This is a genomic window from Aeromonas sp. TW 6 (genome assembly GCF_013168745.1).
Classification (GTDB): Bacteria; Pseudomonadota; Gammaproteobacteria; order Enterobacterales; family Aeromonadaceae; genus Aeromonas; species Aeromonas caviae.
In genome coordinates, this window is sequence record NZ_JABERS010000044.1 from 1 (window position 1) to 19,386 (window position 19,386).

Sequence of the window (19,386 nt, forward strand, 5' to 3'; positions counted from 1 at the left end):
GGTGGTAGGATAGGCATCAACTCAGTCCTTTGGGTGTGGCTTGTTTTGTTTAGCGACTAATCAGATCGCACAAACTGGACTGAGTTCCCTTCCTCCGGTGATCTACTATTCGGAACAGCTATTTAGGTTGCTTTGTTGAAAAATTATTCTCCGGTAGTGCCAAGACTGAAATCTTCGCGGTCTTTCGTCAGATGCGGGTTATAGAAGGGATCCCGCTCCAGATGTTTACCCCACTTGGATTTCATAAAGTTCACTTCCTTGGTAAAGCGAGCCATTTTCTCTGGGGAATCTTCAGCGCCACGGCTAATAGACTCATAGTGATAGAGCTCGGCATAGGGAGTCCAGAGGTTACGATAACCCGCCTCACGTACTTTTAGGCAGAAATCCACGTCGTTAAAGGCAACCTGCAGGTTCTCTTCATCGAGACCTGATACTTGCTCAAATATGTCCTTACGGATGAGCAGACAAGCCGCCGTGACTGCAGACAGTGTCTGAACCAGCGATAAACGATGGAAATAGCCTGGATGATTGCGTGGGAAATGCTTGTGTGAATGGCCTGCTACACCACCCAAACTGACAATGACACCGGCATGTTGCAGGGTGTCGTTGCTGTAATAGAGCTTGGCCCCCACACAGCCGATCTCCGGCCGCAGGCAGTGGCTGACCATCTCGCCCAACCACTCCGGGCTGATCACCTCGACATCATTGTTGACCAGACCAATGATGGTTCCCTTGGCATGGCTGGCACCAAAGTTGTTGATGGCCGAGTAGTTGAAGGGGTGGTCATAACGCAATACCTTGACCCGACTGTCTTCGCGCTGGATACGGGCAAAGAAGTCGAGGGTCTCCTGCTCGACGCTGCCATTATCGAGGATCAGGATCTCGAAGTGGGTGTAGGTACTGCGTTCCAGGATGCTGCGTACTGCGGTTTCGGTCAGGGCGCGGCGGTCCCGAGTGGGGATCAGCAGGCTGACCAGAGGGGCTGGCTCGGGGATGGGGTAGCGTACCCGATAGGTGTTGGGCACCAGCCCCGCTTCCACCCTGACACCGGGTTGCTGGCCCGCGAAATAGTCGTGCAGCGCCTGGAGGCCTGCATCTGTGGTGTAACTCTTCTCACCGGAGGCAAGGGCCGTGGAGCCCTCTATGGTGCGCCAGTGATAGAGCACGCGGGGGATATGGACTATCTGCGCTGCCGTCACATGGGGCAGGCAGCGCAGCAGCAGATCCTGATCCTGGCTGCCCTCGACGCCAAGGCGGAATCCGCCTATCTGTTGCAGCAGTGAGCGGCGATAGACCCCGAGGTGAGAGACATAGTTTTGCGAGAAGAACAGGTCCGGGTTCCAGTCGCTCTTGAAGTGGGGATCAAAGCGTTCGCCGCGACCATTGAGCTTGTCTTCGTCACTGTAGAGGATCTGGGTATCGGTTTTTTCGCAAATGGCCTGAGCCATAAACAGCAGGGCGTGTTCCGGCAGGGCATCATCATGATCCAACAGTGCTACGAAATCGCCCTTGGCAATCTCCAGGGCGCTATTGGAGGCCGCAGAGATATGGCCATTCTGCTCGCGGTAGATAACCTTGATACGGCTGTCTTTGGCCTCATACTCGCGCAGTACCCGCTGCACATGGGCCTTTGGCGAGCGATCATCTGCAATACAAAGTTCCCAGTGGGGATAGCTTTGCGCCAAGACGGAGTCCAGGCAGGCACGCAGGTAGATTTCGGCCGGGTTATAGACCGGCATCACCACAGAAATCAGCGGGGGAGTAAGCAGATTAGATAAATATGCTGCAACCTCACTCTTCGTTGGTAGACCCGGTGTTTCTACCATATCTATCCACTCATCATAGTTCAGCGTGGGTTGAGAATAATTGAATGTTTCTTGATAATTTTTATAAAGGGCATGCAGGTCGCATTCTCCTTCCTTTATTTTTATCGCTTCCACAATCTCATTTTTATTTAAACCTTGAAACTCATCGTGAGCATCAATTAGTCGAGATACAAGGGCATCGTCCAGTTGTCCATCTGCAACCGGGAAAATACTGAACTCACTTAATGAAAATTTACCTTTGCGCTCCATAGGATCAAAGCGCAGGTGATGCAAGGTGCTATCGAGATAAAATATCCTTGAGGATAATTGGTTAGTCACATAGGGCATAACAACAGAATCACTTTCGTTGAACCCCCTGCCTACATCCAGATACAGCTTGCTGAGGCCACGCTGACCTTGACTATGAATTGTCAGTTTGAATTCATACCAACCTGGCTGGAAGGCTGGCCATTGTCCTAGATCGATAATAAAAAAGGGATCCAACCCTTCCGAATGCCAGCCGTATTGGGTCCCACTATCGATAGATAGTTGATTGAGGGCTTGATAGGGCAGTGCAATAGCTTGAGTGGGTAGTGGTTGCGGTGTGGTCATTCCCCAATCGGAACAAGGTTGACGACCCAATAACCGCCCATAACGTTTGAAATGTTCACGCGCTGGCATGCCGGTAAGGCGTACGTCCAGATATGTATGCAAATACCAGTGTTCATCGAAATGAGCTAATGCATCGTCGTTATAGTGTTGGGTCGTCATTTATTTTTATATTTCCGAGTTTATCAGTATGTCGGTAGGCAGTGACGCTGTTCGGCTTGCCCATGCATGATGTAGTGAATAAGGGGATTGATGGCGCTCTGCGCCACATCTGGATAGGTATCAATATACCAGCGAGTGTCAAATACGGAACTAGGGTTGTAGCCTTGTTCGGCACCTATTTCCAAGTAGTGTTCAATGGCTGAGAGCGAGCTGATTGCGACTTCCGGGTAGTGTTCACAGTACCAGCGCTCATCAAACAAGCCAGAGTTGGCAATGCGCTCGATAGTGCTTGTGCTGTTGGTGCTAGGCTCACCTTTGTCCTTGAAAGTTCGAGCAATGGCCCGGACGGGAGCCGTCAGCTTCCAGGAAACACTTCTCTTGAGTCGCTGAGCTCGTTCCCTTGCTTGTTGCAGTTGTTGCTCTTTGCTCTCCAGCTCCCGGGTCAGGCTTTCGGCATGGCGGGTCATCAGTGCCAGCTCATGGAAACGTTCCGCAACACTGGCTTCCAGCACCAGACGATGCTCAGTCAGCGCTGAGTTTTGTTGTTGCAGTTGCTTCAGCTCGTTTTGATGAAGCAGTGCTGCTGCATGTAGCCTCTGACGGCTGTCGATCAGCTCACGCTCAATCTGCTTGTGCTGCGATACTAAAGTATCTCGTTCACATTGAAGCTGCGTTTGCACATGGGCCGTTTCTCTGAGCTGCTCGAGTGCTTGGGCCAGTTGTTGCGAGAGTTCGGCATTCTTGGTCTCAAGTTGGTGCTGAGTATTGAGCGCCATATCTCGTTCCTGTGCAAGACGCGCTTGGTGTGTCTTGGCATCAGTTAACTGGTTATTCAGGTCAGCTTGCAGGGCTTTCAGTGCACTTTGTTGGGCGTCAAACTTTTGTTCCCGTGCTTGGGCCAGCTGCTGCGAGAGTGTTGCGTTGTTTATTTCAAGTTGGCGCCGAGCGTGAAGTGCCAAATCTCGTTCCTGTTCAAGGCGCGCTTGGTTTGTCTTGGCTTCAGCTTGCAGGGTTTTCAATGCACCTTGTTGTGCGTCAAACTTGTGCTCTTGTGCTTGATATTCTGCAAGCTTGGCATGAAGGGCCTCGATCTCCTGAGAGAGTTCGGCATTCTTGGTCTCAAGTTGGTGCTGAGTATTGAGCGCCATATCTCGTTCCTGTGCAAGACGCGCTTGGTGTGTCTTGGCATCAGTTAACTGGTTATTCAGGTCAGCTTGCAGGGCTTTCAGTGCACTTTGTTGGGCGTCAAACTTTTGTTCCCGTGCTTGGGCCAGCTGCTGCGAGAGTGTTGCGTTGTTTATTTCAAGTTGGCGCCGAGCGTGAAGTGCCAAATCTCGTTCCTGTTCAAGGCGCGCTTGGTTTGTCTTGGCTTCAGCTTGCAGGGTTTTCAATGCACCTTGTTGTGCGTCAAACTTGTGCTCTTGTGCTTGATATTCTGCAAGCTTGGCATGAAGGGCCTCGATCTCCTGATGTTGCGAATTAATCCGTGCGGTGATATGTCCCCGTTCAAGGGCATGTTGCTCCTGCTCGTATATCAGGGCTTCCTTATATTCACTAGCCTGTCTGTCCATTTTCTGCTGGAGTTCAAACGTGGCTCTACTATCACAGCATACTTTGCCTAAGCGGGAAAAAATGTCTTTAGCTTGCTGCAAAGTGGAGGGCTTGGAAGAGAGTCTATATAGAGCTTGCATGGAAGTATGCTGCTTGTTCCCGACGCCTATGACACCAAGGCCATTGCCGTGAGCAAATTCAAAGTGAGGGTAGATTGCTTTAAGCTCGTTAAAAAATCTGAAAACACCAAAGCCTCGTGTTCTGATATTGGTGTCATGCATGATGACTACTGCGCTTGGAGAGAGTTTTGGTAACCAGTTTTCAAAAGTTTGACGCACCGCATCAAGCGTATGTAACCCATCGATATGTAGCAGGTCAATACTCCCTTCCTCGAAATGTTCTAATGCTTGTTCAGGGATGCTACGCATTAATGTGGAGAAGCTGAAATAATTCTCTTTGTTATGAATCGAAACTTGAGAATAGGCATCTTCATAATTCTCACTTGAATGTTCGGCCCCACTCCAAGTATTGATAGAAAAGCATTGAGTATCAAGTTCAAGATTAGCCACAGCTTGGCAGAAAGAAAAATAGGAACTGCCATCATTGGTGCCGATTTCAACAATCTTTCGGGGTTGAAGTGCATCCACCAGCCAGAATGCAAACGGAATGTGCTCTAGCCATTCAGAATGGGCTAAATAAATAGGGTCCCAGAAAATATTTTTTTTAAAAATAAAGTCAAGCTCGATGTGAAGTTGAGATTCTCGCGACTTCATTTGATTGGCAATATTTCGATATTTTTTTTGGTTATCCATATTCCCTCTCGGATACATGAGGATGATTTAAATGACGGTGATGCAGTTTCTTTTGGACTTTATTTTAAATGCTTATTTGTTACATGTTGGCGATGTAAGCAAGCTGAGTCATGAAATAAAAGTCATATCCATCTAACCTCAGTGGCGAGATACCATTTTCATAACATAATAATAATGGTGTTGTAGGATGCTGTAACATTATAACTACTCATGTTGAAATAATTAAAAGCAAGTTAATAGTCTTTGGTATTATCAGCGATACCTAATATTTCACATATTAATCCTGATGCTCACGCAAGGTAGCAAGACCCATGACGATCAATCCATAGAAGAGAATCAGCAGCACACTCACTGTGGCCAAGTTGTAGAGACGGCGAGGGTATTCCGCATCCTGGGCCAGGCTCGGTTGACTGATGACCAGCAGGTGCTTGAGCTTGCGATAGGCCTCTATCCTGGCCTGTTCCAAGCTGATAAGGCCCGTCTTGTAGAGATCTGCCGCCAGGGTGGCCTGGGTTTGCACATCCATGTAACCGGCGGTTATCTCGTTCATGGCCTCTTTATCTTGGCCGGTGAGCTTGGCACGCTCCTGCTCCAGTTGCCTGTTGAGAGCATCGACGCGGCTCTGCACCGAGATGACGCCGGGGGCGCTCTCTCTCATATAGCTGCGCAGTTGTTTGAGCTGCGCCTGCTGGTTCACCAACTCTGCCTCGATCTGGCTGACTACCCCGAGACGTGCGCTACTGGTGGATTCCGGGCTGATGAGTTGGTGACTGTTTTGAAACGCCAGCACCTTGGCCTTCTCATCCTGTAGTCGTTGATAGGCACGATCGACCTCTTGTTCGACAAAAGCTAGTTGTTCCAGTGCCACCTGATGTCCCAGCTTGTTGATAAAGCGCTCGGACTCTTTGAGCATCAGCCCCACCACCTGCTGGCCATATTCGGGATCAAACGCCTGCAATTCGATGGTGAGCACGCCCGACAGCTCATCCAGTCGCAGCGTCAGGTGTTTGCGGTAGTATTCGATGAAGTCTTCCCGGCTGACATCCTGTGGCAGGCGGGAGAAATAGTCGGCCTGGTTGCTCTGGTAATGGGACTTGAGGCCGAGCTCTTTATCCAGCTTGGCCAGCAGATCCCAGGATTTCAGGTACTCCTGGATCAGCAGCACATCCTGGTGATTGCTGCCACCCAGCCCCAGCATAGAGAGGGCATCTGGCAGCATCTTGATCTGGTCCGCCTGCTTGATCATCAACTCTGCCCGGCTCACATAGCGGTCAGAGGCGATGACCCCCAGATAGAGGGCGGCGATGGTAAAGCAGGCCAGTACCCAGAGAAAGCTACCGAGCTTGAGGCTCTGCTGCCAGGAGCGGTGGGCAATCTGAAAACCGCTGGAGTCGATAAAAAAGCGCTTTGGCTCATTGCCGAGCTTGCGCAGTTTGCGCGCGAAGCGGGATGGTCTTTCGGAACGGATAGGTTGAGTCATGATGGATGCAGCTTGTTAGAGATTCTGATAAATGCGGATGGCATCGTCGATATTGTCGAAAACTTCCAATGTACTATTGCGCAGCAAGATGCCCATGTCGCACTGCTGGCGCAGGTTTTTCATGTCGTGAGACACCATGATAAGGCTCGCGGTCTCGCGCTTTTGATTGAAGGTATCGATGCACTTCTGCTTGAAGCGGGCATCCCCCACCGATGTAATTTCGTCGGTCAGATAAATATCAAAATCAAAGGCCATGCTGACGGCAAAGGAGAACTTGGACTTCATGCCGCTGGAGTAGGTTTTTATTGGCAGCTCGAAGTGCTGGCCGATTTCGGAGAACTCCTTGACCCACTCCTCCACGGCACGGCTATCGTGCACCCCGTGGATACGGCAGACGAAGCGGGTGTTCTCCCGCCCTGTCATGCTCCCTTGAAATCCGCCGCCAAGGGCCAGCGGCCAGGAGACACGGCAAAGACGGGTCACCTTGCCCTGATTGGGCGTATCCATGCCCCCCAACAGGCGAAGCAGGGTGGATTTGCCCGCCCCGTTGACCCCCAGAATACCGATGTTGCGATTTTGCGGCAGTGTGATGCTCACATCTCGCAGCACATAGTTGCGGCCAAACTTGGTGGGGTAATACTTAGAGACATTGTCGAGGATGATCATGTTATTCCGCACTCATGGGCGATCAACTGGCGATCAGCCGGCGATGATTCAGGCGATAGCAGCTCATGGCAAAGGTAAGTAGCAGCAAGGTGACGCTAGCGAAATAGGCCCAACTGACACTGGGGCTGCTGTACCCCGCGATCCAGCCGCTGCGTATTAATTCGAGGGCATGCACCAGCGGGTTCCACAAAAACCAGTGCTGGTACTGCACCGGAATGGCCGCCAGTGGATACATCACGCAAGAGATAAACATCAGCGGCATCATCAGCAGGTCAAGAAACTTGTTTGCTTCCTGGAATAGCTTGCCGATGACGCAAAAAATGATACCGAGGGAGAATGAGAACACCATGAGTAGCAGATATCCGAGGATGACTTGCAAGGGGTCCGCGGGGATAGCATCAAAACCGAACCAGAGCAACCCCAACACCAGAATGATGCCTACCATCATGCCCACCATGACCTCTAACATAAAGCGGGCAACGAAGGTGGTGAAGGGAGTGACCTGACGGTAGCAGAACAACCCCATATTGGCGTTGACCGCAGACTTAAGTTGACTCACCACCTTGTTGAAAAACATGAAAGGTAGGTAACCGGCCGTGATAAAAACCTGTACAGGCACCCCCCCGAAACCACTCTGGCTGCGCATCCCGAAGATCAGGCTAAATGCGCTGATCATCAGCAGTGGATCGATCAGGGCCCAGGCGTAGCCCAGTCGGTAGCTGCCGAATCGGGTCTTCAGTTCTCGGATAAGCAAACCAAACGTCACATCACGCAACACCTGCAAGGGTGTTCGAGGTGTTTGATTGAGAATGGGTTTATGCATTGAGTCGTTTACCGTATGGCAGACTCGCCGATTGACGAGTCTGCATGGTTCGGTGTGGGCGGTTTAGTTGATGGCTACGTTCGCTGCCACGGCGATCTGATAGATGATCTGGGTGATGTCTTTGACAGACTGCATGGTTTTGCTGTCAACCTTGGGCAATACCATAATCTGATCCCCGGGTTGAACATTCCCTTGGCCCTTGAACTCGACCAACCCGTTGGCATGCACCACGGCGATGCGCTGATCATTGGCTCGTTCGGTAAACCCACCGGCCCAGGCGACATAATCATCGAGGTCGGCATTGGCGTTGTAGACCACGGCCTGTGGCATCAGCACCTCACCCCCCACCTGGATAAGGTCAGTCTTGTTCGGGATCACAATCTGGTCGCCTTGCTCCAGCTGAATGTTGGCGATGATGCCCTTGTCTGCGACCACGACCTTGCCCAGGGGCTGAATCTTGCGAGCCTTGTCGACAAATTGCATGACCAGCTCGGCCTCTTTGGCGCGGATAGTCGCCTCACCATCCGAACTGGCTGGCGCGGTGAACACGCTGCGCTCCAGCCGGTTGAGCGATTCGTCCAGCATCTCTTTTTGCCGGATGGCCACGCTCTTGCGCATCAGATAGATGGATTGGTAATCGGCCAGATCCGGGTTGATCGGAATGTGATTGAGCAGATCGTGCAGCTTGGTCTCTTTGCGGACTGTGAAGTAAGAGGGGCCCATATAACTGCCGGTGACCTGCACATCGTAAACTTGTGCATGCATGTCATCGTTGAACAGCACCTTGTCACCGTCCTTGAGTTGGATCCGGGCAAAATCTTTGTAAGGCAGATAAATAGAGAAAGGACCGTTTGCACGATCGCCAATTACCCCGACATGACTCACCTTGGCGAGGGGCAGGGCATAATTGATCAGTTCCGAACCCTGCGTATTGCGCTGCTTTAATTCGAAGCGGAATGGGTTGCGAACCTTGCCAGCCACATTGATCATCGGCCCCTGGGGTTCCACCAGGATCACATCCTGATCCTTCAGGGAAAGCTTGGGCATTTTGCCTTTCTGCATGAACTCATACAGGTCGATCTGCTGGAGGACCTGGTTTTGGCGCAAGACCTTGATTTGACGGTAGCTGCCCCGCTCTGAATCGATGCCACCCGCCCGCTTGAGGAAATAGAGCACGCTGTCAGACGATTGTCCGGCATATTGGCCTGGGCGGATCACCGGCCCCGTCACGAATACACTCACCGGGGTTGTCGTCAGCAGGTTGACGTAAATATTGACGTTGTTGGTGAATACATCACCAATCTTGCTGGTGACTAGATTATTGATTTGGCTGGCAGGAACATTCTTGACATTGATGGGACCAACATCAGGGATGAAAATATTGCCCTGATTGTCGACCGTTACCACATTGGAGAAATTGACGGCGCCCCAGATCCAGATATTCAGCTTGTCACCTGGTGCTATCAGGTAATTGTCATTCAAACCATCGCTGCGTTCGGTTTCATATCCACCGGCAAAGAGGTTGGCACCGTAGGGGGGAGGAAGTCCGGCCTCGGCCTGTGGCAGTAACTTCCGAACATCTGCCTCACCTGGCAGCAACATGCCCTGCCGATTTTGTTGCGCAAAACTGCCGGTTGTTGAACTCGTGTTGGCCTGACCACTCAACGATGACTGGCCACCAAGTTGGGGCCGACTGTTATCGCCTGAATTACCCGACAGGGTATAGCCAAATGATGCCCCATTTGCCTGGGCCTGGTCTGGTGCGTTAGCCGCCATGGTGGTGCAGGAGGCACCGATGAGAAACAGAAGGGTACTCAGCTGACGAACGTTCATTTTCAAAACAGATACCTTCGAGTTTTATTGTTCAGCAAGAAGGCTGCTGACAGAAGCTTGATCCAATTGAGGTATCAGGTACCACAGTTCTTCACTCTTGCATGCGACACTTCTTTGCGAGTGACCTTGCATGTTGTTGAACAAGAGGTCAACGCACTTACGTCCCATGGCAGACACATAGCGCTGACCCAGGGTGAAGGTAACACCGTTTGTGCTGAGTGCAGACCCCTGAGGTTGAGTGTTGAGCGCCTGTTGCAGGTTTGCTGGCATGGCTTGCAGTGCTGTGGTCGATGATGGATTGACGAGGGGACGGGAGGCTTCGACCTGCTTTGGCTCATATGCGCAGCCAGCAATAGACATGGCTAGCGATATCGCCAGAAACCGGGTTGCGTAGTTCATGTGTCAATATTATCCATGGAGTCAAAACTTGAAGTGTAAATTATTTGTTAATTTAATGTTGTGGGCAGTGTTCGTTTTGCGATAATGCTTGTCTCATGTTGTTCCTTGGTGTTGCTGTACTGAAACTGTACACTCAAAAGGCAAAAAAAGAAAAAAGCTACCGCGCGGAAGTGACATTGCTCCGGTCTAGGATGGTCAAATTGTGGCTTGAAATAAAATTAAAAACAAAATACGGACTGTCATCAACAGCCCTGTTTGAATAGCTTTCCAGTCGTGCTGGAGCCGAGCCCGCGTATATTGCGTCATTTCGAGGCGCTCGTCATGTTTAATTTTATTCCGGGCGCATATTACCTGTAGGCTGCGAATGAGTCAACACATATTCATGTACAGGATCTTTAGCAGCAACCAATTGAAATAGATATAAAAATGGCTTCGATTGTGATCTGATTTTATCGCCAAACAAAACCGCCACGCACGAAGCCATGACCATTATCGATGCCAACCACTATCTTGAGCAACTTCTCTCTCCTGCCGAACTCGACCGCATTGCCCGTGACTGCCAATTTTGCTTGCGCAAACGAGCCATTACGCCTGCCATGCTGGTGACTGCACTCTTGCGGGCACTTGGCTGCGACCAGGTCGATGGTATCGCTGGATTGCACCATCATTTCAATGCCTTGCAACTGGTTGATGCCCATCAGGTTTCCTACAAGCCCTTTCACAACCAGTTGCGCAAAGCGTCGTTCGCCCTGTTCATGAAGGCGCTGGTTGAACGGGCTATCGCCTTGCGTATCGGCCAACAGATGAAGACTGCATCCCTTGGCGCATTCAAACAGGTGTTGTTGCAGGATGGTACTTCCTTTGCCGTCCACAAAAGCCTGGCCGAAGTGTTTCCGGGAAGGTTCAAGACCATTAGCCCGGCGGCAATCGAGTGTCATATGCTCATGTCTCTATTGGAGCAAAGTCCAGTTTGCATGCAGGTCTCTGCCGATACGGCGTCAGAGCGCCAGTTCCTGCCTGAGCCCGAGCGGCTCAATAACAGCCTGCTGTTGGCGGACGCGGGTTACATCGATATGGCCTACTTTGCGAAACTAAACGAGGCGGGCGGTTTCTATCTGGTCAGGGGTAGTAAGAGCCTGAACCCGAAGATTATCCGGGCATGGCGCGGTGACGAACGGGAAGTGCCGAAGCTGGCGGGCCTGTCACTCAAGGATGCTGGACGGCGGCACTGTCGGGCAGAGGTACTGGATATGGTGGTGAAATCGGGCAAGTTCGAGTATCGGCTGATCCGACGCTGGTTTGCCGAGGAGAAACGGTTCTGTATCTGGATGACCAATCTGCCACGAGAGGCATGGCCAGCAGAGCGGGTGATGAGCCTGTACCGCTGTCGTTGGCAGGTGGAGCTGCTGTTTAAGGAGTGGAAGTCGCACAACCGGCTCAAGGGCTTTGTGACAGGTCAGAAAGCCATTGCCGAGGGGCTGGTGTGGGCCAGCCTGTTGTCGCTGGTGATGAAAAGACGGGTAGCTCAGACGCTGATGGGGGACGGTTTATCCACACTGAAAGCGGCGAAAAATAGCGGAACCTGGTGGTTCCCGTTATTGGAAGCGGTGGCTCATCGGGTGTTGGTGGAAATAAGAGAGCGTCTGGAATGGGCTGCCGTTTACTTGGCGAAAAATGCCCGTCGAACCAAGCAGCGAAAATCGATACAGAACAGGACCTTAGAAGGAATTTCAAATGAAGTGTTTTCTTAAGGTCCTGTATATGAACACATATTAGTCATACAACCGGTAGCGCCAGAGTGATTTAATCTATTGTTATATAAATATATTTTCATATTTTCAGTAATGGTTAAAACAGGTCTGATGAGTGTTTTTAGCGCGGAAGCTGTCAATTTAGAAAGACCTTAAATAAGGAGTGTTTGTGATATTTATATGACGGCGGATATTTTTGTTGCATCAGAAGTAATAATGTGGTTGGTGTGGTAGGGGGCGTCATTAAGGCTTACACAGTGTAAGTCATTGGTATTATCTCCTTGTTCGTTACCCTCAGTAGCTAATTTTGTAGACTATTTCTTCGGTAACATCTTTATTTTTAGTTTTTGGTGCTGAGTTGACAGCCCTTTCCCTCACTGACTATGCCTGATGTGTGCCTGTTTGACGCTTGACAAAGCGGGGACATCAGGATGTAGGAGGGGGCATGGACGCCAATCTTCACTCGATAGCCAGATTATTGTTCTTGTTGAGCATGAGCATGAGCACGACAGCCATTGCCAATGACGAAATCGTAGTTGTGCAGCTAGGAACAGCTGCCGAAAGCGAGAAGCTCGATATTTATACTGCTGACATCAAGCTCCACCATATGTTCTGACAATGGGGTGAGTCGGGTTGTCAGTTTGGGTTGGGAGTGCGTGGTGGCGTGCTGGATGTTGGCCATGAATCCGGGGCCCGGTTGGGTGCTGGAGGGCGTGCTGAATGCCTATGGGGCCAATGGGTGGTATGGATGCCGGTTGAGGTGCTGTGGCTGAGCAAACATGAGTTCGGGCACAAGGGGAATGGTTTCAAGGACTATGGTGGCCCTGTCCAGCTATCAACTGGATTAGGGCTGGGGTATGCCTTCAATCGGAATTGGCTGCTGGGATATCAGTATGAACATATGTCCAATGGACATATGTATGAGCACAACCCATCACTGGACAGTCACACACTCCACATCGAGTACAGATTCTAGATTTTCATCAGGTCTTCTGAGCGCTGTTCGGCGTTCAGGGGACCCATGACATGGGCCTGCATGGCCATTTATGTCAGGATCAGCGCCCCAGATATTCCCTGTCGAAGAAGGTGCTGACCCAGTGGGGGCGGTAGACGGCGAGCAACGTCATGGCCATGCCGTTGAGCAGGGCCTCGGGGAAGAGCAGCAGTGGCCAGATGGAGAGGTAATCGGCACTGATAATGTGCCAGGGGTAGGCGCCGCTCATCCCCATCAGCAGGGCACTGGCGAGGATCTTGACCGAGATGCTCAGCGCCCCCCCAAGAAAGGCGGCCACGAACAAATAGACGAAGAGGTGGCGGGGCAGCCAGGCCCAGCTCCCTAGAAACAGCAGCCAGCTGGTGGCGACCGGCAGCGCGATGCCGATGAGCGCCTGCCAGCCGAACTCCGCCAGATCGGTGACACCAAAGGCCCCGAGGATCAGCAAGGTGAGACAGGGGGCCAGCAGGGCGAGGCGCCAGCCCAGCAGCAGGGTCAGGCTGGTGAGGCCGAGAAAATGGATCTCCAGCCCCTCGTGCAGACCCGCCCGCAAGGTCCAGAGTGGCACCAGGACGATGGCGCTCCCCAGGCAGAGGTGCTGATAGAGGGGGTTGGCGTGGAGGGTGCGCAGCAGGGAGGCGCTCAGGCTGAAGGCGAGCAGCACCAGCCAGAGCAGGAGGGCGGCGACTTGTCCTTCACTCATGGCATGTTCCCTCGAATGTCACTGCCGGGTGATGAGCCCGGGCGCCGGGTGGCGCAATGAAAAGAGGCCGCCCAGTCCCGGGCGGCCTCCTGTCTCAATACTTCACGTTGGGGTGGTACTTGCCGAGGATGGCCTGAACCCTGTCCATGGTCTCCTTGCTGGGGGGCTTGATCCCGGTCAGATCGTAGGTATCCCCCAGCACGTCCCACTTGTGTTTGCCCAGTTCATGGTAGGGCAGCAGTTCCACCTTCTCGACGCAATCACCGAGCTCTGCGATGAACTGACCGAGCCCTTCGGCGCTCTCGTCATCATCGGACCAGGTCGGCACCACCACGTAGCGGATCCACATGGTCTGGCCGCGGGACGCCAGGTAGCGCGCGAACTCCAGGGTGTACTTGTTGCTGACATGGGTGAGAGGGATGTGCTTCTCGTCGTTGATCTGCTTGATGTCCAGCAGCACCAGATCGGTGTTGTCGAGCACCCGATCGAGCAGCTCGTCGTAGTGACGCACGAAGCCGTTGGTATCCAGGCAGGTGTGGATCCCCTGCGCCTTGCAGGCGGCAAACAGTTCGGCGATGAACTCTTGCTGCAGCATGGCTTCCCCACCGGAGGCGGTGACGCCGCCGCCCGAGGCATTCATGAAGTGGCGGTAGCTGGTGAGATCCTGCATCAACTCGGGCACGGTGACCTCGCGGCCGCCCTGGGTGTCCCAAGTGTCCCGGTTGTGGCAATACTTGCAGCGCATCAGGCAGCCCTGCATGAACACGATGAAGCGGATGCCGGGGCCGTCGACAGTGCCGCAGGTCTCGACGGAATGGATCCGGCCAATGATGTCGGGACTGCTGGCGTCGCTAACGGTAGCGGCAGGGATCCGCTGAGTGCCCTGATCGGCAGGGCCGCTGGTTTCAACGGCAGGGATCCGGTTAATGACTGACATAGACGACTCCAATTGTTCGGACAGGGTTCGAGCGGTCGTTATTTTATGACATAAAGCCCTATAAATCCTACCTGTTTAGCCGGTTGGGGTGGCACCCAGCAGACTCTCCAGTGCCTTGACGGGAAGCGGGCGGCTGGTCAGGAAGCCTTGATAGTGCTGGCATCCCAGTGCCTTGAGCACGGCCAACTGCTCTTCCTCCTCCACCCCTTCGGCGGTCACGGTGAAGCGAAACACCTTGGCGAGATCCAGAATGGCCTTGACGATGGCCTTGTCCTGCTCGCTGTGCACCAGCGTCTGGATGAAGCTCCTGTCCAGTTTGACCTCATCGGCGGGCAGATCGCGCAGATACGCGAGAGAAGAATACCCGGTACCGAAGTCATCGATGGAGATGAGAATGCCCAGCGCCTTGAGCTGGCGGCTCTTGGCGATGCTGTCCAACCGGTTTTCCAGCACCACGGACTCGGTGACTTCCAGCAGCAGGCGCGATGGCGGCACCCCGGTATCGCGCAGCACGTACTCCACCTGCTGCACGAAGCCGGCAGTGTGGAACTGGCGGGCACTGACGTTGACCGACAGATGGGGGATGGCGAGGCCGTTGTTGAGCCAGAAACTGTACTGGGCGCAGGCCGTCTTCATCACCCAGTAGCCTATCTCCTGGATCAGGGTGGTCTCTTCTGCGATGGGAATGAACTCCCCGGGAGGGATCATGGTGCCGTCCATCTTCTGCCAGCGCAGCAGCGCTTCCACGCCCGAGAGGCTGCCGTTGTCGACCCTGTACTGGGGTTGATAGTGCAGCACCAGCTCGTTGTTGCGCAGGGCATCGCGCAGCTGGTTGCTCAGGGAGAGCTTGCTCTTCTCCTTCTCCGCCATGGCTTCGCTGAAGAAGATGTGGTTGCCCTGGCCGGCTCGTTTGGCCATGTGGACGGCGGTATCGGCCTGCTGCATCAGGATCAGGTGATCCTTGTCATCGTCGCTGAACAGGCTGATCCCCACGGAGGCACTGCAGTGCAGTTTGTGATCGCCGATGTCGAAGGGGAGCCGGAAGATCCCCATCAGCTCCCTGGCAAAATGCTCCGCCAGGATCTTGGCGGTGATGTAGCCCTGGCCCAGCGCCGTGAACAGCAGGGCGAATTCGTCTCCCGAGGTGCGGGCCAGCACCAGGTTCTCCTGGGGCAGGGACTTGAGCCGAACCACCACGGCCTGGAGCAGCAGATCACCGCAGGCGTGGCCGAGGGAGTCGTTGATCGACTTGAAGTTGTCGAGATCGAGCAGCAGCAATGCCCCCCACTGTCCGCTCGGGAGCGCAAGGGTGCGCTGCATGATGTCGTTCAGGCTGCGTCTGTTGTAGAGGTCGCACAGATCGTCGTAATAGGCGAGCCGCTCGATGTGGCGGGCCGCCTCCTTCTCCTGGGTGATGTCGTGGAAGCTGCAGACGAAATGGCTGATCTCGTCCTCCTCATCCTTGACGCCACTGACCATGAGCCGTACTGGGAAGAGATGGCCATCCCTGTGCAGGCACTGCTCCTCGCCGAGCCAGTATCCCTGCTCATCGACGGCGACGATGACCTCCTCCTTCAGGCTGTCGCCATAATAGGTAGGCCGCAGGGCCTCGATATGCTGACCGAGCATCTCCTCGCTCGCAAAGCCGGTGATGCGGCTGAAGGAGTCATTGACCTTGAGGATGATGCCGCCGTGATCCATCACCAGCAGACCGTCGTGGGTGTTGAAGGCCACTTCGGCCAGGCGCAGGGCATCGTCGTTGGCGAGGCGCTGCAACTCGATGGCGGCCCGCTCACGCTGATCGTAAAGGGCATCGAGCAGGGGAATGGGGTCGGCCAGCGGCCCGTCGAGCAGCAGGGTGATCTGACCCAGGGGGGCGCCGCCCTGGCCCTGGAGGGGAATGCCAATGTAGGCCTTGGCGTTGAGGGCCAGCAACTGAGTGGCCTGGGGATAGCGCAGGGGCAGGTCTTCCACATAGAGGCTCTGGCCGTGCTGGAAGATCTCCCGGCCCGGGCCTATCTCCATCCGCATGGGCTTGACCGCGGAGAAGGTCTCTCCTTCCAGCACGCAGCGGGGAATGAGCCAGAGATCCTGGCCACGCAGCTGAAACTCCCCGAGCCAGCCGATGCGGGCGCCGCTCGCCGTCATGGCCCAGCGCACCAGGGCGCGGCAATACTCATTGCCGGTCTTGCAACTGAGACCGCCTGGCAGGGTGAAGGGGGAGGCCTCGGCCACTTCGGGTTCGGGCTGCCAGTGACCCAGCAACTGGGCGCAGTGGCGCACCAGCTGCAGCGTCTCTTCGCCGATCAGGGTCGTCTCGGCGTATTCGAGGCTGAGCACGCCGATGAGTTTCTCCTGCTCCAGCAGGGCGCCGTCCAGGCGGGAGCTGACATGGGCATTGGCCAGATAATAGTGCTGGCTCAGCATGGGCTGGTGTGCGGCTTCCGAGAAGCTCAGGGCGCCCCGGGTACGCAAGGCCCGGATGTAGCGGCTGTCACCGCGAATGGCACCGACAGAATCCGCATTCAGGGTGAAGACAGGGGTCAGCTGCTCGCTGCCGAGGGGACCATTGGCCTGGTAGTGCCAGAGGATCAGGCGATCTGCCCCCAGGCACTCCCTGAGGCTCTCCAGCATGGCGGCATACTGCTGCTGGCTGGCCATCTGGCTCAGGCGCGGCAGTTGCAGCGACAGGCTGGCTGCGCTCTCCTGGGACTGGGTCTGCAGGCAGATGAGCCAGAAGGCGTCCTGTTCATGGGAGAGGGAGATATGCCACTGCTGGGCGGCAAAGCGCAGCAGCAGCTTGCCCCCCTTGCCGCTGGCCAGCCGCTGCTCTATGGGTTGGCGCAGGGCATCCGGCAATTGAGCCGGCCAGGCGCTGCGGGGCTCATCGAGCCAGTGGAGCGGGGTCTGCATCACATCGGTCAGGGCGACCAGCCGTTGACTACGGGTATCCAGGCGAAAGAACAGGGGGGCCTGGCTGGCTGTCGGGAGATGGCTGAGCGCGGTAGACGACATGAACTGACACTATCCTGTTGAGCAATTGTCGGAGGGCAAGAATACTGCAAATCCGCGGCAAACAAAATTTCATTGAAACCTAAATTAGATTGTTCTAATTTAATGTCAATTTCTCGTTGAGTGGAGTCTTGCAGATGAAACGGATCCTGATTGTGGGTGGTGTCGCGGGTGGTGCATCGGCGGCGGCCCGCGCCCGCCGTGTGAGTGAAGAGGCAGAGATAGTGATGTTCGAGCGGGGCGAGTTCGTCAGCTTTGCCAACTGCGGTCTGCCCTATCACATCGGGGGGGATATCCCCAATCGGGATGCCTTGCTGCTGCAGACGCCCTTGAGCTTCAAGCGCCGTTTCAACGTCGATGTGCGGGTCTTCCACGACGTGATCGAGATAGACAAGGCGGGCAAGAGCCTGCTGGTGCGCAACCTGCAAACCGGCGAGGAGCGGTGCGAGCCCTACGATGTGCTGCTGCTGAGCCCGGGGGCGGTGCCCATTCGTCCTCCTTTCCCCGGCATCGACAGCCCGGGTGTGCACACCCTGCGCAATATCCCGGACATGGATCGCATCCTGGCGGCGCTGGCGCACGACAAGCCGCGCCATGTCACCGTGGTGGGGGGCGGCTTCATCGGGCTGGAGATGATGGAGGCGCTGCACCAGCGCAAGCTCGAAGTCACCCTGCTGGAGCTCTCCGAGCAGGTGATGGCGCCCGTGGACAGGGAGATGGCCAACCTGCTGCACGCCCGCATCCGGGAGGAGGGGATCGATCTTCGCCTGCGCACCGGCCTCAGTGCCATCGAGAGCCTGGCGGTGCCGGCAGAGAAGACCTCGGCGGTGGCGAACGACCAAGGGGGCGGCCTGCGGCTGACCCTGAGCGATGGCAGCCGGCTCGACACCGGCCTGCTGATCCTCGCCATCGGCGTCAAGCCGGAGACCCTGCTGGCGTCCAAGGCCGGGCTGGAGCTGGGACCCCGCGGCGGTATCAAGGTGGACGCCGGGATGCGCACCTCGGATCCCTTCATCTATGCGGTGGGGGACGCGGTGGAGGAGACCGACTTCGTCACTGGCGAGCCGGTGCTGATCCCGCTGGCGGGGCCCGCCAACCGCCAGGGACGCATCGCCGCCGACAACATGCTGGGTCGAAGCGAGACCTACAAGAAGACGCAAGGCACCGCCATCTGCAAGCTGTTCGATCTGGCGGTGGCGAGCACGGGGCTGAACGAGAAGCGGCTGGTGCAGCTGGGCTTGCCGTTCGAGAAGGCCTATGTGCACCCGGGCAGCCACGCCGGCTACTACCCCGGCGCCCACCCGATCAGCCTCAAGCTGCTGTTTGCGCCGGACGGCAAGATCTACGGTGCCCAGGCCATCGGCAAGGACGGGGTCGACAAGCGCATCGACGTGCTGGCGGTGGCCCAGCGCGCCGGTCTCACCGTGTTCGATCTGCAGGATCTGGAGCTCACCTATGCGCCCCCCTTCGGCTCGGCCAAGGACGCTATCAACATGGCGGGCTTCGTGGCGAGCAACCATCTGAAGGGGGACACCCTCCTCTGTCACGCCGCCGAGGTGCAGGCCCGCCACCCTCATCAACAGGTGCTGGATGTGCGCAGCGGCCCCGAGCTCGACAAGCTGGGCCGCATTCCGGGGGCGCTGCATATTCCCCTTGATGAGCTGCGCGGCCGCCTCGACGAGCTGCCGAGGGACAAGGAGCTGCTCATCAGCTGCCAGGTGGGGCTGCGCGGCCACGTGGCCTGCCGCCTGCTGAGCCAGCACGGCTTTCGGGTGAAGAACCTCTCCGGCGGCTTCAAGACCTGGCAGACGGTGATCGCCGAGTAGATCCTCCAGGCTGAAATGGCCCG

At 55.2% G+C, this 19,386-nt stretch carries 14 protein-coding genes; 4 read left to right on the forward strand and 10 right to left on the reverse strand.

Annotation, left to right across the window (positions count from 1 at the left end; translation table 11 throughout):
• Nucleotides 1-143 precede the first annotated feature (143 nt).
• The 7 genes from HKD46_RS17440 to HKD46_RS17470 form a co-directional block, all read right to left on the reverse strand.
• On the reverse strand, nt 144-2,576 hold the full coding sequence (locus tag HKD46_RS17440; RefSeq protein ID WP_171865722.1) for a glycosyltransferase: 2,433 nt from the start codon (nt 2,574-2,576) through the stop codon (nt 144-146).
• Between the two features lie 23 nt (nt 2,577-2,599).
• Nucleotides 2,600-4,939 (reverse strand): class I SAM-dependent methyltransferase, encoded by a 2,340-nt coding sequence (locus HKD46_RS17445; RefSeq protein ID WP_171865723.1) that lies wholly within the window; start codon nt 4,937-4,939, stop codon nt 2,600-2,602.
• A 277-nt stretch (nt 4,940-5,216) separates the two neighbouring features.
• Nucleotides 5,217-6,419 (reverse strand): sugar transporter, encoded by a 1,203-nt coding sequence (locus HKD46_RS17450; RefSeq protein WP_171865724.1) that lies wholly within the window; start codon nt 6,417-6,419, stop codon nt 5,217-5,219.
• 15 nt (nt 6,420-6,434) lie between these two features.
• Complete coding sequence (locus HKD46_RS17455; protein WP_171865725.1) at nt 6,435-7,085, reverse strand: ABC transporter ATP-binding protein; 651 nt, start codon at nt 7,083-7,085, stop codon at nt 6,435-6,437.
• Between the two features lie 22 nt (nt 7,086-7,107).
• Complete coding sequence (locus HKD46_RS17460) at nt 7,108-7,908, reverse strand: ABC transporter permease (RefSeq protein ID WP_171865726.1); 801 nt, start codon at nt 7,906-7,908, stop codon at nt 7,108-7,110.
• A 63-nt stretch (nt 7,909-7,971) separates the two neighbouring features.
• Entirely contained in the window at nt 7,972-9,741 is a 1,770-nt protein-coding gene (locus HKD46_RS17465) for a polysaccharide biosynthesis/export family protein (RefSeq protein ID WP_171865734.1), read from the reverse strand.
• 24 nt (nt 9,742-9,765) lie between these two features.
• The gene (locus HKD46_RS17470; protein ID WP_171865727.1) at nt 9,766-10,140 is read right to left on the reverse strand and encodes a hypothetical protein; all 375 of its coding nucleotides are present in this window, start codon (nt 10,138-10,140) and stop codon (nt 9,766-9,768) included.
• Between the two features lie 482 nt (nt 10,141-10,622).
• Here HKD46_RS17470 and HKD46_RS17475 point away from each other — a divergent pair, with 482 nt between their 5' ends.
• The 3 genes from HKD46_RS17475 (at nt 10,623) to HKD46_RS21465 (ending at nt 12,867) form a co-directional block, all read left to right on the forward strand.
• Nucleotides 10,623-11,891 (forward strand): IS4-like element ISAeme4 family transposase, encoded by a 1,269-nt coding sequence (locus HKD46_RS17475; protein WP_041206016.1) that lies wholly within the window; start codon nt 10,623-10,625, stop codon nt 11,889-11,891.
• A gap of 445 nt (nt 11,892-12,336) precedes the next feature.
• Complete coding sequence (locus HKD46_RS21460) at nt 12,337-12,507, forward strand: hypothetical protein (protein ID WP_235673856.1); 171 nt, start codon at nt 12,337-12,339, stop codon at nt 12,505-12,507.
• Between the two features lie 132 nt (nt 12,508-12,639).
• Nucleotides 12,640-12,867, forward strand: coding sequence for an acyloxyacyl hydrolase (locus HKD46_RS21465; protein WP_233421514.1), 228 nt, complete (start codon nt 12,640-12,642; stop codon nt 12,865-12,867).
• 79 nt (nt 12,868-12,946) lie between these two features.
• Here the strand turns inward: HKD46_RS21465 and HKD46_RS17485 are convergent, their stop codons facing one another.
• The 3 genes from HKD46_RS17485 to HKD46_RS17495 form a co-directional block, all read right to left on the reverse strand.
• Nucleotides 12,947-13,588, reverse strand: coding sequence for an energy-coupling factor ABC transporter permease (locus HKD46_RS17485; RefSeq protein WP_171865728.1), 642 nt, complete (start codon nt 13,586-13,588; stop codon nt 12,947-12,949).
• 94 nt (nt 13,589-13,682) lie between these two features.
• Nucleotides 13,683-14,525 carry a pyruvate formate lyase 1-activating protein gene (gene pflA, locus HKD46_RS17490; protein WP_139751701.1) on the reverse strand — a complete coding sequence of 281 codons (843 nt, stop codon included), beginning with the start codon at nt 14,523-14,525 and terminating at the stop codon, nt 13,683-13,685.
• A 75-nt stretch (nt 14,526-14,600) separates the two neighbouring features.
• Nucleotides 14,601-17,540: a GGDEF and EAL domain-containing protein gene (locus HKD46_RS17495; protein WP_171865729.1), complete on the reverse strand. Its 2,940-nt coding sequence runs from the start codon at nt 17,538-17,540 to the stop codon at nt 14,601-14,603.
• A gap of 134 nt (nt 17,541-17,674) precedes the next feature.
• Here HKD46_RS17495 and HKD46_RS17500 point away from each other — a divergent pair, with 134 nt between their 5' ends.
• Nucleotides 17,675-19,363 carry an FAD-dependent oxidoreductase gene (locus HKD46_RS17500; RefSeq protein WP_171865730.1) on the forward strand — a complete coding sequence of 563 codons (1,689 nt, stop codon included), beginning with the start codon at nt 17,675-17,677 and terminating at the stop codon, nt 19,361-19,363.
• Nucleotides 19,364-19,386 lie beyond the last annotated feature (23 nt).